The 15,826-nt window shown below is 72.7% G+C and carries 14 protein-coding genes; 3 read left to right on the forward strand and 11 right to left on the reverse strand.

All coding sequences use genetic code 11. The features are described 5' to 3' along the window. The first annotated feature begins 18 nt into the window (after nt 1–18). On the forward strand, nt 19–393 hold the full coding sequence (locus IG94_RS0108500; RefSeq protein ID WP_031033096.1) for a VOC family protein: 375 nt from the start codon (nt 19–21) through the stop codon (nt 391–393). Nucleotides 394–526: 133 nt separating this feature from the next. Here the strand turns inward: IG94_RS0108500 and IG94_RS0108505 are convergent, their stop codons facing one another. The 8 genes from IG94_RS0108505 to IG94_RS0108540 all read right to left on the reverse strand — a co-directional run bounded on the left by IG94_RS0108505 (nt 527) and on the right by IG94_RS0108540 (nt 9,235). Beyond that, on the reverse strand, nt 527–1,510 hold the full coding sequence (locus IG94_RS0108505) for a LacI family DNA-binding transcriptional regulator (protein WP_107060472.1): 984 nt from the start codon (nt 1,508–1,510) through the stop codon (nt 527–529). Nucleotides 1,511–1,777: 267 nt separating this feature from the next. Then, a complete protein-coding gene (locus tag IG94_RS0108510; protein WP_031033099.1) occupies nt 1,778–2,776 on the reverse strand; it encodes a nuclear transport factor 2 family protein in 999 nt (332 codons plus the stop codon). An 85-nt stretch (nt 2,777–2,861) separates the two neighbouring features. Beyond that, on the reverse strand, nt 2,862–4,208 hold the full coding sequence (locus tag IG94_RS0108515) for an MFS transporter (protein WP_031033100.1): 1,347 nt from the start codon (nt 4,206–4,208) through the stop codon (nt 2,862–2,864). Nucleotides 4,209–4,410: 202 nt separating this feature from the next. Further along, entirely contained in the window at nt 4,411–5,196 is a 786-nt protein-coding gene (locus IG94_RS0108520) for an HpcH/HpaI aldolase family protein (RefSeq protein ID WP_052410592.1), read from the reverse strand. After that, entirely contained in the window at nt 5,193–5,966 is a 774-nt protein-coding gene (locus IG94_RS0108525) for an SDR family NAD(P)-dependent oxidoreductase (RefSeq protein ID WP_031033103.1), read from the reverse strand. The genes IG94_RS0108520 and IG94_RS0108525 overlap by 4 nt, the downstream gene beginning before the upstream one ends. Next, nucleotides 5,963–7,273 (reverse strand): histidinol dehydrogenase, encoded by a 1,311-nt coding sequence (gene hisD, locus IG94_RS0108530; RefSeq protein ID WP_031033105.1) that lies wholly within the window; start codon nt 7,271–7,273, stop codon nt 5,963–5,965. The genes IG94_RS0108525 and hisD (IG94_RS0108530) overlap by 4 nt, the downstream gene beginning before the upstream one ends. A 79-nt stretch (nt 7,274–7,352) precedes the next feature. Then, nucleotides 7,353–8,090: an alpha/beta fold hydrolase gene (locus tag IG94_RS0108535; protein WP_224221783.1), complete on the reverse strand. Its 738-nt coding sequence runs from the start codon at nt 8,088–8,090 to the stop codon at nt 7,353–7,355. Nucleotides 8,091–8,095: 5 nt separating this feature from the next. Next, nucleotides 8,096–9,235, reverse strand: coding sequence for a cupin domain-containing protein (locus IG94_RS0108540; protein ID WP_031033108.1), 1,140 nt, complete (start codon nt 9,233–9,235; stop codon nt 8,096–8,098). A 217-nt stretch (nt 9,236–9,452) separates the two neighbouring features. Here IG94_RS0108540 and IG94_RS0108545 point away from each other — a divergent pair, with 217 nt between their 5' ends. Then, nucleotides 9,453–10,451 carry a LacI family DNA-binding transcriptional regulator gene (locus IG94_RS0108545; RefSeq protein ID WP_031033109.1) on the forward strand — a complete coding sequence of 333 codons (999 nt, stop codon included), beginning with the start codon at nt 9,453–9,455 and terminating at the stop codon, nt 10,449–10,451. A gap of 83 nt (nt 10,452–10,534) precedes the next feature. Here IG94_RS0108545 and hisD (IG94_RS0108550) read toward each other — a convergent pair whose 3' ends face one another. Further along, entirely contained in the window at nt 10,535–11,896 is a 1,362-nt protein-coding gene (gene hisD, locus IG94_RS0108550; protein WP_031033110.1) for a histidinol dehydrogenase, read from the reverse strand. A 97-nt stretch (nt 11,897–11,993) separates the two neighbouring features. After that, nucleotides 11,994–12,905, reverse strand: coding sequence for a LysR family transcriptional regulator (locus IG94_RS0108555; RefSeq protein ID WP_031033111.1), 912 nt, complete (start codon nt 12,903–12,905; stop codon nt 11,994–11,996). A gap of 314 nt (nt 12,906–13,219) precedes the next feature. Here IG94_RS0108555 and IG94_RS0108560 point away from each other — a divergent pair, with 314 nt between their 5' ends. Next, entirely contained in the window at nt 13,220–14,095 is an 876-nt protein-coding gene (locus IG94_RS0108560; protein WP_031033112.1) for a carbon-nitrogen hydrolase family protein, read from the forward strand. A gap of 21 nt (nt 14,096–14,116) precedes the next feature. On the opposite strand, the gene IG94_RS0108565 is transcribed toward IG94_RS0108560, so the two are convergent. Continuing rightward, complete coding sequence (locus IG94_RS0108565) at nt 14,117–15,808, reverse strand: glycoside hydrolase family 13 protein (RefSeq protein WP_052410593.1); 1,692 nt, start codon at nt 15,806–15,808, stop codon at nt 14,117–14,119. Between the last annotated feature and the right edge of the window lie 18 nt (nt 15,809–15,826).

Raw genomic sequence — 15,826 nt, forward strand, 5'->3', positions numbered from 1 at the left:
GAGCGAAGGGTGTCAGAAGTGATTCGAAAGCTGCAGGCGGTCGCGCTGGACTGTGCCGATCCGGTACGGCTCGCCGAGTTCTACGCGCATCTGCTGGGCGGCCGGGTGGTCGTGGACCCGGACGACTCCGACTGGGTCGAGGTGCAGGGCTTCGAGGGGACACCGCTGGCCTGCCAGCGGGTGGACGGCTACCGGGCGCCGGAGTGGCCCGGCCAGGAGCGTCCGCAGCAGGTCCACCTCGACTTCGACGTGGACGACCTCGACGCGGAGGAGGAGAGAGCGATCGCCCTCGGCGCGACCGTGCTGGAACGCACGGACCAGCTCCGCCCGGAGGCCAACTGGCGGGTCTACGCCGACCCGGCCGGCCACCCGTTCTGCCTCTGCGCCCACTAGAAACCGTCCCGGCGGCGGCCCCTCCTGCAGGCGGTCGCCCCGGCGCAGGACCCGGGTGCCGACTTCATGCCTGGTGACGTCGATCCCGGACCGAGGTCCGGGCCGGCCCCGCAGGACCCGCGTTCGGTGTCCCTCAGCGGCCGTACACGGCCAGCAGGGTGGGAATGACCGTTCTGCGCGGCGGGCCGGTCGGGCGCGTTGCGGCCCCGGTCTCCAGGCGGTCCACGAGCAACTGGGCCGCGCGGCGGCCGATCTCGTCGGGGGCGTAGGCGGCGAGGGTCAGCGGGACCCCGAGCAGATCGGCGGACTCCACGTCGTCGAAGCCCGCGATCGCGGCGGCGGCGCCGAGACCGCGCACCGCGCGACAGGCGCCCAGGGTCAGCCGGTTGTTGGCGCAGAACAGCGCCGAAGGGCCGTCCTCCTGTCCGAGCAGTTCCAGCGCGGCGGCCTCGGCCGTGACGACGGTGTACGGCCCCCGCCGCACCCACTCCTCCCGGGGCCGCAGCCCGGCCTCCTCCAGCGCGGACCACCAGCCGCGGAAGCGCTCCGCACCCGTGAAGAGAGTAGGAGGGTTGCCGAGGAACCCGATTCTCTCGTGGCCGTCCGCCACCAGCCGCGCGGTGGCCGCCCGCGCCCCGCCGAAGTCGTCCACCAGCACGGTGTCCGCCTCGATGCCGGCCGGCGGGCGGGCGGCCAGGACGAGCGGAGTGCCTTCCAGCTCACCCGGGGAAAGGTGCCGCTGGTCGGACCCGGCCGGCACCACGATCAGCCCGTTCACCTGCCGCGCGACGAGGTCCTGGACCAGGTGCTTCTCCTGCGCGAGCTGTTCGGCGGTGTTGCCGAGCACCAGCCGCAGGCCGTAGGACTGCACCACTTCCTCGGCGCCGAGGGCGAGTTGGGCGTAGAACGGGTTGGCGAGGTTGGTGACGACGAGACCGACGAGCCCGCTGTGCCGGCCGAGCCGCAGATTGCGCGCCGTCTCGTTGCGCCGGTACCCCAGGTCGGTCACGGCTCGGAGCACGCGTTGCCGGGTGGATTCGCCGACGCCCTCGTTGCCCTTCAGCACCCGCGAGACGGTCATGGCGCTGACTCCGGCGCGTGCGGCGACGTCTCGCATCGTGGGGGTCGGACGAGGCGGATCTCCGGCGGATTCGGACCCGGACACTGCGTTGCTGCTCCTTTCGGGCACCGGCAGCCGTTCGCCGTCTGCGCTGGCCCACCATCATAGGCGGACGCCCCGCCGGCCCGGCCTCGGTGAGGGCGGCAGGCCGAGGCCGGGCCTACGGCCGAGGGAGGGGAGGGCGGGCCCCGGCGGCCGGCGCCTCAAAAACGCCGCGTCCGGGCCCCGCACCGTGGTGCCGGGCCCGGACGGAGGCGGCGGAGGTCAGTAGATGTTGGCCGCGACCTCGGGACCGTCGCCGCGTGCCGCGTTGAGCTGGGCACGCAGGGAGATCTCGTCGTAGACGCGGACCTCCTTCACGATGCGGCCCCCCTGGATAAGGAACTGCGAGACGCCGAGGACCGTCACCGGACTTCCGGTGAGCGGGCCGAAGGCGGGGGTTCCGCGGTAGGAGCCGTGCATGGTCCACAGGACGGCGATGCGGAGGCCGGCATAGCGCGGCGAGTGGTTCGTCTGGATGTCGCGCACGGCGAACCGGGCGTCGGGGAACGGTCCCACGAGGTCCAGGAGGTCCTCCTGATAGCGCTCGGGGCGGATGACGGTCCGGTCGCCGATCGTGTGGAGGAACAGGTCACGGTCCATGAAGTCGGTGACGCGGTTCAGGCGGCGCCGCGTCCACACCTCGTCCATGAACTGGAGCACCATCTCGCACTCGGGACGGAAGTCGTCCGGACGCGGACCGCTGACACCCTCCAGCAGGACGTCCGCCGGCGGTTGGTCGAGCATCGAGCCGCTGTAGCCCTGGAAGGTCAGGCCACGCGCCACCTCGTCCGGGTCCTCGCCCCGCTGCAGGCAGTCGGCCAGGTCGTCGCGGACCACCCATTCCTCGACCATCCGCCCGCGCCGGTACAGGCAGTTGGCCACCGTCCGCTTGCGGACGCGGACGTTGCGGCCGCCCACGAGGTGCTCGTCGGCGGAGAAGACCAGGTGGGAGCTGAGGAAGGCGTCGTCGCCGCGTGCCTCCCACACCACGTCCTCGGCCTGGCCGATGTGGCCCGGGGAACTGCCCATCCGGATGGTGCTGCCCTCGATGACGCCCTGGCGGCCGACGACAGTGCCGAGGCTCGCGTGCACGATCGAGTCGGGCTCGTAGTTCTCGACGATGTGGTCGATGTCGCGGTCGACCCAGATGCGGTCGGTGACCTCGCGGATGAACTCGTCCGGGTCCTTGTAGGGGAGGTGGGCGACGGGGTCGAGGGGCATGGTGATGTCCGTTTCTCCGGTGCGTTCGGGTGTGTGCGGGTGTGTGCGGTGGGTGAATGCGTATGCCGACTGCGCCGTCGGCGCGTCAGCGGGCGAACTTGTCGGCGCCCAGGTGGCTCCGGTACGTCTCCGTCATGAAGGCGCTCACGACGACCAGGGCCAGGAGGGCACCCACCGCCAGGTAGGCCCAGACGGCGTAGATGGTGCCAAAGGTACTGACCAGCAGCGTCGCGACGAACGGTGTGATGCCCATGAAGATGGAGAACGAGCTGTTGTAGGCGATGGCACTGGCGCTGAACCTCGTCCGGGTGGAGAACAGCTCGGCCGCGCAGACGGTGACGATGCCGGTGAGGAAGAACTCCGGCACGATGTAGATGAGCTGGCTGGCCACCGCCGCTCCGAAGGTACCCTCCTCGCCGACCCGGAACGCGAGGGGGACCAGCACGATGCAGAGGACGGCGCCCGTGACCAGCATCGGCTTGCGCCCGATGCGGTCGGAGAGGATGCCGGCCAGCGGCAGGGCCGGGATGAGGACGGCGATGGAGATGGCGTTCGAGGCCAGGCCCATCCAGCGTGGCAGGCCGAGCGTGTCGGTCAGGTACTGCGGATAGAAGGTGACCCAGCTGTAGGACAGGATCGCCAGCATGATCGAGATTCCGCAGAAGACCAGGATGGGGCGCCACTGCGAACGCAGGGCCTCACGGATCGGCGCCTTGACGACGTCCGCGCCCTCCTCGGTGGCGCGCACGAACTCCGGGGTCTCCTCGATGTGACGGCGCAGCCACACGCCGACCAGACTGAGCGGGATCGCCAGCAGGAACGGAAGGCGCCAGCCGTACGAGTCCAGGGCCTCGCCCTCGAACACCCAGCTGGTCAGGGCCGCCGTTCCGGCACCGGCGAGGGTCCCGACGAAGCAGCTGTTGGAGGCGTACGACGTGTAGTACGCGCGGCGGTTCGGCTCGGCCCACTCCACGATGAACGCGACGGCCCCGACGTACTCGCCGCCCGAGACCGCGCCCTGGGCCACGCGCAGGAGCAGCAGAAGGACCGGCGCCCCGATGCCTATCTGCTGGTACGTGGGCAGCATGCCGATCAGGGCGGTGGCCACGCCCATGGCCACGATCGTCCACAGGAGTGTCTTCTTGCGGCCGACCCGGTCGCCCCAGCGGCCGACGAGCGTGCCGCCCAGCGGACGGAACAGGCAGGCGATGGCGATGATCGCGTAGGTGCCCAGCACGGCCACGGTCCGGTCGCTCTCCGGGAAGAACGCCGGTGCCATGATCGGGGCCATGTACCCGTAGAGGCCGTAGTCGAACTGTTCGACGAAGTTGCCGATGCTGCCCGCGCCGATGGCTCGGCGTATCGCGGCCCGCTTCTGCGGGTCGGTCTGCGGGGAGTCGAGTACTCGGTCGGGCGGCGCTGCGGCGGACATGGTTTCTCCGATCGCGCAGGGGGTGGGGGACGGAAGGCAAGGAGGGGACGGGAGACGGGAGACGGAAGGCCGAAGTGGGGGATGGTTCGTGACCGGGGGACGGGCCGTGACATACGTATGTATTGACGGGGAACGCTAAGCACTCCGGTGTGGGGCGTCAAGAGTCCGGGCCCTCTTCGGTGCGGAGGGCCGGGTGGTGCCGTCAGGCCGGGTCTCCCGTCGCCCCCGGCGGTCCGGCGGCGCTCAGGGAGCGCAGGGTGTCCATGAGGACATGGGCCATGTTGTAGACGACGAGCTGGGCTCCCGCGCGTTCCGCCGCGCGGGCGGCGGCGAGGCTCGGCACGATCGTCATGACGGCGCGCCCGTGGGCCCGCGCCGCCTCGTGCGCCCGGCCGACGAGCGCGTCCACGACCTCCGGGCCCGGAAAGCCGCAGTCCGCGGCGAGGTCGGCGGGACCCGCCAGGATCGCGTCCACCCCCTCGGTGCCCGCGATCGCGTCGGCGTCCTCGCAGGCACGCCGCGTCTCGGTCATCGCGACGACCAGCGTCTCGCGGGAGGCGGCCACATGCTCGGCGGCGGTGACCGTGCCGAACCGGCCGGCTCTGCTGTAGGTGGCGAAACCCCGCTCTCCCCGGGGCGGGTAGTGGCTGGCGGACACCGCCCGCCGGGCGTCCTCCCGGCCGTCCACGTGCGGGTGGATCAGCCCCGCCGCGCCCAGATCGAGGCAGCGCAGGGCGAGCGCCGGCTCGTGGGAACCGACCCGGACGAGTACGTCGGTCCCGTGCGCCGCGGCGGCGGTGAGGTGGTGCTGGAGCACCGTCATGTCGGCCGGGCCGTGCTCGCAGTCGATGACGACGAAGTCGAGTCCGGCCACCCCGGCCATCTCCACCAGCGTCTCGGAGGGGAGTCGCAGCAGGGCGCCCCGCAACCGCTCACCGTCCGCCACGCGCTGCTTCAGGCTGCGGCGCGGCGTGCCGTGCGCCGTCACCGGGCCACCATCCCGGCCGAGAGGTCGATGTCGGCTCCGCACAGCCCGCGCATCCGCAGCATCGCGCCGACGGCCTCGCCGACCTCCTCCTCGTCGACCATCCGGCCCAGCGCCGAGCGGGACACGAACGCCTGCTCGGCCTGCTCGTAGGAGCCGCCCGTGCGTTCCGCCTCCAGCCGGAAGTTGCGCTCCATGCGCGGTCCCGAGACCGGGCCCGGAGACAGGGAGTTCACCATGACGCCCAGCGGTCCCACCTCGACGGCCAGAGTGGTCGTCAGTCCGATGACCGCCATCTTCGAGGCGCAGTAGGGGGTGCGCCGGGCCAGCGGTCGCTTCCCCGAGACCGAGGCGATGTTCACCACGTCGCCCGCGCCCCGCGCCGTCATGGGCGGCAGGAAGGCCCGGCACATCAGGAACACCCCCCGCACGTTGACGTCGAACACCTCGTCCCAGGCCTGCGGGGCGATCTCGGTCAGCGGTGCCACCGGGCCGGCGACGCCGGCGTTGTTGACCAGGATCGAGATCTCCTCCCCGGCCAGGGCGCGGGCGAGTTCCGCGACGTCGTCCGGACGGGAGACGTCGCACACGTGGTGGGTGACGCCCGGTCCGAGCAGGGCCGCGGTCTCCTTCAGCCTGGTCCCGTCCCGGCCCGTGAGCACCACGCGCGCCCCGTCGGCGACCAGCGTCCGCGCGATCGCCCGGCCCAGGCCGCTGCCGCCGCCGGTGACGAGGGCGGTGCGCCCGGCCAGTGGCGCGCTGCGGGCGCTCACGCGGCGCCCTCCTCGTTCCAGGGCAGCGTGCCCTTGCCGTACTTGGCGGCGCGTACGTCGCCGGAGCGGGCGTGGCCCTCGAACAGCTCGACGCGCGCGGCCCGCCCGCACACCTCGCCGAGCAGCGCGGAGGAGGCGGTGTCGGTGACCTCCTGGTACGTCACCGTCTTCAGGTACTTGCCGACCCACAGGCCGCCCGTGTAGCGGGCCGCACCGCGGGTGGGCAGGACGTGGTTGGTGCCGATGACCTTGTCGCCGTAGGAGACGCAGGTCCCCTCGCCGAGGAAGAGGGCGCCGTAGTCGCGCATCTTCTCCAGTGCCTGGCGCGGATTCTCGGTCAGCACCTCCACGTGCTCGCTCGCGTACGAGTCGGCGATCCGGAACGCTTCGTCGAGGCCGTCGGCGACCACGATCTCGCCGTGGTCGCGCCAGGCCGGTGCGGCGAAGTCCCGGGTGGGCATGCCGGGCAGCAGGCGCTCGACGTGCCGTGCCACCTCATGGCCCAGGGCCTCGGAGGTGGTGACCAGCACGGCGGGGGAGTCCGGTCCGTGCTCCGCCTGCGAGAGCAGGTCGACGGCCACCACGAACGGGTCCGCGTGCTCGTCGGCGATCACCAGGATCTCGGTGGGACCGGCGAACAGGTCGATGCCGACCTCGCCGAACAACTGCCGCTTGGCCTCGGCGACGTAGGCGTTGCCCGGCCCGGCGAGCATCGGTACGGGATCGACGGTCTCGGTGCCGAGCGCCAGCGCGGCCACGGCCTGGACGCCGCCGAGGAGGTGGATCTCGTCGGCGCCCGCGAGGTGCATGGCCGCCACCGTCGCCGCCGGGATCTCGCCCCGGATGGGCGGGGTGCAGGCGGCGACCCGGGGGACGCCCGCCACCTTGGCCGTCACGATCGTCATGTGGGCCGACGCGGTCAGCGGGTAGCGGCCACCGGGTACGTAGGCGCCGGCGCCGGACACGGGGATGTGCCGGTGGCCGAGGCGGACGCCGGGCAGGGTCTCGATCTCGACGTCGCCCAGGGCGTCGCGCTGGGCCTGGGCGAAGGTGCGGACCTGCTGCTGCACGAAGCGGATGTCGTCCAGGACCGTGTCGGGCACGCGGGAGACGATCCGCCGGATCTCGTCGGGGGCGAGGCGGAAGGAGTCCGGGCTCCAGTCGTCGAACTTCTCGGAGTAACGGCGTACCGCGTCGTCGCCGTGCGCGCGGACGTCGTCGAGGATGGCGCGGACGCGCTCGGTGACGTCCGCCCGGGCCGCGGTCACGTGCCCGGAAGGCACGGGGAACTTGAGATGCAGGGGCATGGCGGCTCTCTTCCGGTGGATGGAGGCAGGGCGAAGGTCGTAGGGGCAGTGAGGGGCAGTGAGAAGCAGTGCGGAGCGGTCAGGAGCCGGCGTCGGCCGAGGTCGTGGACGCCGCGGCCGTGACCAGGTCGCGCAGAGCGGCCGACACCGCGTCCGGGCGCTGCCACGGCACGAGATGCCCGGAGTCGGGCAGCACCGTCAGACGGGCCCCGGGGACCGCTCGCGCGATGGTCCGGTGGAAGGCGGGCGGGCACAGGGCGTCCCGGGCTCCGGCCAGGACGACGGTGGGGCGGCGCACCGTCCGCAGCACGTCGACGGCGTCCGTGCGGGTGGCCTGCGCGGCGAGCTGGGCGCGGGCGGCCCGGTCGCCCACGGCGTGCGCCATCGCCCGGTAGCGCCGTGCGGCCGCCGGTGTCGGGTTCCGGTCGGGGAACATGTCCGGCAGGGTCCGCTCGACGACGTCCGTCAACCGGCCGGCCGCGATCAGCTCGTCCATCTCCCGCCAGGCCGCGTACTGCCCGGGGCGCGGCGCGCCCGCGTTGGTCGCCATCAGGCACAGGCCCGCGACGCGCTCGGGCGCCCGGCGCAGTACCTCGAAGCCGACGATGGCACCGAGGCTGAGTCCGACCAGTACGAACGGTCCCGCGACGCTGTCGAGCACGTCCTCGGCGAGCGAGCCGAGGTCCGGCCGCACCAGCGGGACGTGGTGCACGGCGTGGCCCTCGGGGAAGTCGACGTCGTGCCAGAGCCTCGCGTCGCAGAGCATCCCGGGCACGGCGACCAGGGGCAGCGGGCCGGCCGCGCCGGTGTACGGCACCCCGGTCACCAGGGGCGCGCGGAGCGGGGGAGCAGGGCGTACGGGGCGACGTACCCGTTGTGGTCGATGCCCAGGCCCGCGTCCGCGGCGCTCTTGAGCACCTCGTCGTCCCACTCCAGACGGACCCGCCCGTCGCCGGAGTTGACCACGAGGAGGTCGCCCTCCTCGTCACCGACGTTGCGCAGCGTGCGCCAGGCGTCCTGCGGCACGGAGAGCATGTCGCGCGGGCCGAGCCGCACCGGCAGGGGGTCGGTGCGGTTGAGGGTGACCTCCCACAGCCCGTCCTTGACGATCAGCGTCTGGGTCTCGCGCTGCCGGTGCGTGGAGACCCCCTGCCCCGGGGCGGCGCGCAGCCAGGCCAGGTTGTGGCCGTGGGGGTTGAACACCCGGGGCTCCTGATGCGGGTCCTCGGTCATGCCGTAGCCGATGACGCAGCTCAGCCGCGCTCCGCCGCCGGGCAGGGTGCTGTCGAGGAAGGGGTGCTCGGAGAAGACCAGCTCGTCCGCGGCGGCGATGCGGCGCTTCATCTCGTCGGCGGTGTAGTGGCGCAGACGGTCGATGTGTTCCTGGGCCAGGGGCCGCACGAGCTCGGACTCCGGCGGGACGGTGTCGCCGGCGACGGTGTCGACGAGTTCGTTGTCGGCGGTGAGGTACAGGCCGTGGTCGCGCGCCTCGCGCAGGACCGACGGGCCCCAGATGATGCCGCCGGTGTCGTCCATGCCCAGCACGGTGAAGAGCCACCCGTCGTCCGGGCCGGTGTTGGTGAACCCGCGGAAGATCCACGTCGGTACGGAGGCGATGTCGCCGGCCCTGAGCATCAGTTCGCCCTCGGTGCCGTCGGCGCCCCAGCGCAGCAGGTACTCGCCCTCCGTGCAGACGAACACCTCGGCCGTGTAGTGGAGGTGCAGGTTGTTGGTGATGCCGTGCGGCATGGCGGCGGCGCCGATGTTGTAGCCGTGCGGCAGCCGGAGGTTGACGTGCTGGCCGGCCGCCTGCGAGACGCCGGGCCCGATCATCGCGTAGTTCTCCTTGCGGTCCGAACCCGGCGTGCGGCAGTCGATGAAGGCCTGGTTGCAGGAGACGAAGTCGCCGCGGCGGACCGTGCGGCGGGCCAGCTCGGCGGGGGTCACGACGGAGTCGGGCATGTCAGCTCCTCGGCTGGTTGTGAATACGTATGTATGCCATGACAGGCGTCGTCGGCACGGATGTCAAGGGGATCGGTCAAGGTCGTTGCCAGACATACGGTCGAGCGCCGTACGACAGGGGAGCGGGCGGGCCGCTCCCGCACACCGCTGATCACATACGTATACTGAATCGGGTGCGCGCCACCGGTTGGCGCAGGGGGCGACGAGGAGAGGGCCGATGGGGATCACCAGCCACGACGTGGCCAGACTGGCCGGGGTCTCGCAGCCAACGGTCTCCCGTGCGCTGCGCGACGACCCCCGTGTCTCCGAGGCCACCCGGGAGAAGGTGCGGCGCGCCGCCCAGGCGCTCAACTACGTGCCGAGCGAGGCCGGACGCACCCTCTCCACGCGCGCCACCCGGCGGGTGGGCGTCATCGTCACCGACCTGACCAACCCGTTCTACCCGCACGTCATCGCGCCGCTCCACGACGAACTGAGCGGCCTCGGCTACCGCATGATGCTGATCACGGAGCGGTCCGACGAGGCGGTCGCGGAGGAGAAGCTGCTGGACCAGTCGATGGACGGAGTCGTCCTCGCCACGGCCACCACCGACTCCCGCCTGCCCGCCCAGCTCGAACGGCGCGGCATGCCCTACGTCTTCCTCAACCGGGACACCGGCCGGGCCGGCGACTTCGCCTCCGTCGTCGACAACGAGGGCGGCGGGCGGCTCGTCGCCCGGGAACTCGTGGCCCTCGGCCACCGGCACGTCGCCGGTGTCTTCGGCGCCGCCAACACCACCACGGGGCGCGAGCGCGAGCTGGGCTTCCGGCTTGCCCTCGCCGAGGCGGGCGTGGGCCTGGTGGAGGACCGGGTGGTGCGCGGAGCGTTCGAGTACGACACCGGCTACCGGGCGCTGCCCGCCCTGCTGGCCGCGGACCCCGCCCCCACCGCTGTGTTCTGCGGCAACGACGTCGTCGCCATCGGCGTGCTGAACGCGGCACTCGCCGCCGGCGTCAAGGTCCCCGACGACCTGACCGTCGTCGGCTTCGACGACCTCCCGATGGCCGCCTGGGAGGTCTTCCGGCTCACGACCGTCCGGCACGATCTGGGGGAGCTGTCGCGCCAGGCGGCACGCCTGCTGGTCCGGCGGATCGCCGGGGAGGTGGACCCGGGCGGCGAACGGCTGGTGCTGCCCACCGAGTTCGTGCCCCGCGCCACCCACGCCCGAGCCCACTGATCCGTCGGCGGGCCACCGGCTGATCGTGTGCCGTGGCACTGGCTGATCGTGTGCCGTGGCACTCGGTGGGGCCGCACGCTCGGTCAGAGCTGCTCGCGGAGCGCGGCCGGGATGGCGTCGAAGGCGCCGGACGTCCGCCCGACACGGTCGATGCGGAGCGTCGCCGTGGCGCCGTGGGCGGCCAGCCCCTCGAAGGCCGAGACCCGTTCGACGGCCGGTGCCAGCGACACGGTCCCCTCCTTCGAGGCGCGCTGGTACGTCAGCGGCCTGAGGAAGCGCGAGACCGAGAGCCCCGCGTTGTAGCGGGCGGTCTTTCCGGTCGGCAGCACGTGATTGGTGCCCGCGATGCCCTTGTCGGAGTAGGCGACCGTCGACCACGAACCGATGAACAGCGAACCGTAGTTGGAGAGGTTGCGCAGATAGTAGTCGTCGTCCTCGGTCTGGATCTCCAGGTGCTCGGGAGCGATCACGTCGGCCACCGCGACGGCCCCGGCCCGGTCCTCCACCACGACGACGGAACCGAAGTCGCGCCACGCCGGACCCGCGATGTCCCTCGTCGTCAAGGTCTCCAGCTGGCGCTCGATCTCCGATACCACCTTGCGTCCCAGCTCCTCCGACGTGGTGACCAGGGCGGCCGGGGAGTTGGGTCCGTGCTCGGCCTGGCCCAGCAGGTCCGCCGCGACCCAGACGGGGTCGGCGCTCCCGTCGGCGACGACCGCGACCTCCGAGGGCCCGGCCAGCAGGTCGATGCCGACCCGGCCGAAGAGCTGCCGCTTCGCCTCGGTGACGTATGCGTTGCCCGCGCCGACCAGCATGTCGACCGGTGCCTCACCGAGCAGGCCGAAGGCCATGGCCCCCAGCGCCTGGACGCCGCCGAGCGCGAACACCCGGTCCGCACGCGACAGGTGGGCGCCGTACAGCACGGCGGGGTGCGCGCCGTGCTCCCCGGACGGGGGAGTGCAGGCGAGGACCGTCGGGACGCCGGCCGTCTTCGCCACGTTGACCGTCATGAAGGCACTGGCCAGCAGCGGGAACCGGCCGGCCGGGAGGTAGGCGCCGACGCGGGAGACGGGAACGTGGCGCTGGCCGCCGGCGACGCCGGGGGCGACCTCGATCTCGAAGTCCGTCAGGTGCTCGCGTTGAGCGGCCGCGAAGCGGTGGGTGCGTTCGTAACCCATCTCCAGCGCGGTACGGACGTCCGGGGGCAGTGCGTCCCCCGACTTCTCCAGCTCGGCGGCACCGATCTCCAGGTCGCCGGACCAGCCGTCCAGCTCCTGGGCGTAGGCGCGGACGGCGTCCATGCCCTTGCGCTCGATCTCGCTCAGCATCTGCGAGACCCGCTCGACCACCGAGGGGTCGCGCTGGGCGGGCGGACCGTCCACGGCGGGCTTCTTGAGCCACTGGAACGGGGGGAGGGACTGTGCTTCGTGCTGCGTGATCTGCATGGAAGGGACGCTAAACGCCGTGCGGCCACAGGACTAGAGGGTCCTTTCCTGTCCAGTCCACAGGGAAAACCTGTGCCTTCCACGGCCCGGAGCAGGCTCAGAATCCGCGTGCGGCGCGGATCTCGCGCAGGGTGTCCTCGGCGATCCTGGCCAGCTCCCTCGTGGCCCGCGACAGGGGATGTCCCCGCCGCTTGACCAGGGCGATCGTGTCGTAGAGGGGGTCCGCGAACGGCACGGTGCGCAGCATCGGCGGGAAGGAGGCCGCGCCGACCACGGCCCTGCTGGCGATCGTGTCGCCCACCCCGGCCGCCACCAGACCCAGTGCGGCCTCCACGTGCTCGAGCTCGATCAGCGGGTCGATGCCGACGCCGGCCAGCTGCGCCCGTTCCGCGAGCTGGCGCCGGGTGGGGTCCTGCCAGCCGTAGTGCGCGTCGTACAGGACCAGGGGAGCCCGGGCGAAGGCGTCCATGGTCATCGGTGTGCGGGTGCGTTCCTCGCTCGCGCTGACGAAGAGGACCTCGTCCCGCAGCAGCGGGGTCACCGCCAGCCCCTCGTCGTCGATCGGCAGTACCACCAGGCCCGCCTCGATCCGCCCCGCCGCCACGGCCGCCGCCGTCTCGGCGGAGTTCTGCCCCACCAGCCGGACGCGGACGGACGGATAGCGGGAGTGGAACATCTGCACGAGGTTGGACAGCAGGTAGTAGTCCGCGTTGCGCAGCACGCCGAACGTGGCGGTCCCGCCGCCCAGCGAACCCAGGGACCGCACCGCCCGGGTGCCGCTGTCGGCGGCCTCCAGCGCCTGCCGGGCGTACGGCAGCAGCTCCTGGCCGGCCGACGTCAGGGTCAGGGTGCGGCTGCCGCGTGCGAACAGCTCGGCGTCCAGTTCCGTCTCCAGACGGCGCACCAGTTCGGAGGCCGACGCCTGGGCGATGTCCATGGCCCGCGCCGCCGCGGTGAACGACCCGAGCCGCTCCGCCTCGACGAAGGCCCTCAGCTGGTTGAGGGTCATGTGCTGTCCGTGTTCTGTCGAGGTTCTTTCGAGGTTCTGTCGAGCTGGTGATCCGCGTCCGGGGACGCGACGAACCTCGTTCTACCACGGCGACCGGCCGGGCACGGGCCGGGGCGACGGGCCGCGCGCGGGCCGGGGTGACCGGCCGGGCACAGGACGGGCAGCCGACCGGACAGCGGTCGGTCCGTCCCGCGCGAAACCCCAGGATCTTCCTGTGGGTGCCGCAGGAGGAAGGGATCTTGTCCCGTGGGCGGCGCAGTGGTTGGCTCGGTTCCGTCCCCGGACGTCACCGAAAGCGGAAGGCTGCCCCCACGATGACGAACCGCCTGTCCCTCGGCCTCGTCCAGACGGCCGCCCGGCACCATGCGGCCGGCGACCCGGACGCGTTCGCCGCGGACGTGCGCGGGGTCATCGCGGACCACCCGGACGTCCGGCTGCTCGCCTACCCGGAGCTGCACCTGTGCGGGCACCAACCCGGTGAGGATCCCAGGACGGTGATGACCGCGGCGGCGGAGCCGTTGGACGGACCGCGCGGCGCCCGGCTGTCCGCACTCGCCCGGGAACTGGGCATCTGGCTCGTGCCCGGCACCGTCTACGAGCTGGGCGACGACGGCCGGGTCTACAACACCGCCCCGGTCTACTCGCCCACCGGTGAACGGGTCGCCGCGTACCGCAAGATCTTCCCGTGGCTGCCCCACGAGACCACGGCGGCCGGCGACACCTTCGTGGTCTTCGACCTGCCGGGCCACGGTCGTGTGGGTCTGACCATCTGCTACGACGCCTGGTTCCCCGAGACCACCCGCCACCTGGCGTGGCAGGGCGCCGACCTCGTACTCAACCTGGTGCGCACGCCCACCGTCGACCGGGCCCAGGAAGTCGTGCTCGCCCGGGCCAACGCCATCGTGAACCAGGTGTTCATGGCCAGCCTCAACGCGGCGGCGCCGGACGGCGTCGGCCGCAGCCTCGTGGTGGACCCCGAGGGCCGGGTGCGCGGCGAGGCCGGACCAGGGGCGGAGGAGGTCCTGACGGACGTTCTCGACCTGGCCGAGGCGCGCCGGGTGCGGGAGCGGGGAACCGAGGGCATGGCCAGGGTGTGGGACCCCTTCGAGGAGGGCCGGCCACCCCTCGAGCTTCCCCTGTACGCCGGCCGGGTGGATCCGGACCGCTGGCGCCGGGGCGCCCGTCCGTGAGCCGCGGGCGGCCGGCCCTGCTCACCGGCCGGGCGCCCGCTCCGTCCGCAGCCAGACGGTGGTCCACGGGGCGAGCGCGTCGCCGGTCAGCGGGCCCGAGGCGATGAGCACCTCGCCCCGCGGCATCGGCACGGGCTCGTCGGAGAGGTTGCTGACCGTGTGCCACCCACCGGCGCGGGTGAAGTGCAGCAGCCCCTGACGGATCCGCTCCCGCGGGCCCGCCCACTCCAACTCCTCGTCGACCACGAGCGTGCGACGCAGCCGCAGTGCCTCGCGGTACAGCTCCAGGAACGAGTCCTCGTCCCCCAGCTGCCCGTCCGCCGCGTACCGCCCCCAGTCGGCGGGCTGCGGCAGCCACGAGCCGCCGGGGCCGAATCCGAAGCTCGTCCCCTCGCTCGTCCACGGCAGCGGCACCCGGCAGCCGTCCCGCCCCTTGACCCGGCCGCCGCTGCGGACCCACATGGGATCCCGCAGGTCCGCCCGGTCGAGGCCGGCGACCTCGGGCAGCCCCAGCTCCTCGCCCTGGTAGACGTACGCCGATCCGGGCAGCGCCAGCATCAGCAGCGCCGCGGCGCGTGCCTTGCGCACCCCCGCCGCCGAGTCCGGCGCCGGTTCCGTGCCGTCGGTGAGCAGCCAGGCCTCGATGTCCTGCTTGGTGAAGTCGCCGGGCAGGGCGTAGCGCGAGACATGCCGCACCACGTCGTGGTTGGAGAGCACCCAGGTGCTGGTCGCCCCGGCCCGGCGGGCGTCGGCCAGGGCGGTGTCGATGGTGGTGTGCATCTCGGCGGCGGACAGGGGCGTGCCGAGGAAGTCGAAGTTGAACGCCTGCCCCAGTCCGTCCGCGGCGGCGTAGGCGGTCCGCCTGGACGTGCCCACCCAGGCCTCGGCGACGGCGAAGCGCGGAGGGTCGTACGCGTCGAAGACCTGCCGCCAGCCGCGGTAGATCTCGTGCACCTCGTCGCGGTCCCACAGCGGATGGCTGCCGTCGACCGGCAGCGCGGCCGGCTGGTAGCTGCGGCGCTCGCCGAGGTCGCGCAGCGGCGCCCGCAGATCCTTGGCCAGCCCGTGGGCGACGTCGACGCGGAACCCGGCGACCCCCCGGTCCGACCAGAACCGCAGGGTGCGGTGGAAGTCCTCGCGCACCTCGGGGTTGTCCCAGTTGAAGTCGGGCTGCTCGGGCGCGTACAGGTGCAGGTACCACTGCCCGTCGGGCACCCGGGTCCAGGCGGGCCCGCCGAAGCTGGACGGCCAGTCGGTGGGCGGCAGTCCACCGTCCGGACCGCGGCCGTCCCGGAAGACGTAGCGCTCGCGGGCGGCGGAGCCGGGCGGGGCCGCGAGTGCCTCCTGGAACCAGACGTGCCGGTCGGACGAGTGGTTGGGCACGATGTCGACCATGATCCGCAGACCGAGCCGGTCGGCCTCCGCGACCATCCGGTCGAAGTCGTCGAGGGTGCCGAGGCGCGGGTCGACGTCGCGGTAGTCGGCGACGTCGTAGCCTCCGTCGGCGAGTTGCGAGGGGTAGAACGGGCTCAGCCAGACGGCGTCCACGCCGAGGCGGGCCAGGTAGGGGAGCCGGGACGTGACGCCGGGGATGTCGCCGATGCCGTCGCCGTCGGAGTCGGCGAAGCTGCGGGGGTAGACCTGGTAGACGACGGCCTGCCGCCACCAGCCCGCGTCGTGCGGCGAGGGGGCGGGGAAGTCGTGGTGGAGCATCGGTGAACCTTTCGGGCG

The sequence above is a fragment of the Streptomyces olivaceus genome (genome assembly GCF_000721235.1).
Classification (GTDB): Bacteria; Actinomycetota; Actinomycetes; order Streptomycetales; family Streptomycetaceae; genus Streptomyces; species Streptomyces olivaceus.

What these genes read in the sequence shown, in the direction of transcription:
- IG94_RS0108505 (WP_107060472.1), bottom strand. Translation starts at nt 1,510, where the DNA reads ATGCGAGACGTCGCCGCACGCGCCGGAGTCAGCGCCATGACCGTCTCG.
- IG94_RS0108540 (WP_031033108.1), bottom strand. Translation starts at nt 9,235, where the DNA reads ATGCCCGACTCCGTCGTGACCCCCGCCGAGCTGGCCCGCCGCACGGTC.
- hisD (WP_031033105.1), bottom strand. Translation starts at nt 7,273, where the DNA reads ATGCCCCTGCATCTCAAGTTCCCCGTGCCTTCCGGGCACGTGACCGCG.
- IG94_RS0108515 (WP_031033100.1), bottom strand. Translation starts at nt 4,208, where the DNA reads ATGTCCGCCGCAGCGCCGCCCGACCGAGTACTCGACTCCCCGCAGACC.
- IG94_RS0108565 (WP_052410593.1), bottom strand. Translation starts at nt 15,808, where the DNA reads ATGCTCCACCACGACTTCCCCGCCCCCTCGCCGCACGACGCGGGCTGG.
- IG94_RS0108560 (WP_031033112.1), top strand. Translation starts at nt 13,220, where the DNA reads ATGACGAACCGCCTGTCCCTCGGCCTCGTCCAGACGGCCGCCCGGCAC.
- IG94_RS0108555 (WP_031033111.1), bottom strand. Translation starts at nt 12,905, where the DNA reads ATGACCCTCAACCAGCTGAGGGCCTTCGTCGAGGCGGAGCGGCTCGGG.
- IG94_RS0108545 (WP_031033109.1), top strand. Translation starts at nt 9,453, where the DNA reads ATGGGGATCACCAGCCACGACGTGGCCAGACTGGCCGGGGTCTCGCAG.
- hisD (WP_031033110.1), bottom strand. Translation starts at nt 11,896, where the DNA reads ATGCAGATCACGCAGCACGAAGCACAGTCCCTCCCCCCGTTCCAGTGG.
- IG94_RS0108510 (WP_031033099.1), bottom strand. Translation starts at nt 2,776, where the DNA reads ATGCCCCTCGACCCCGTCGCCCACCTCCCCTACAAGGACCCGGACGAG.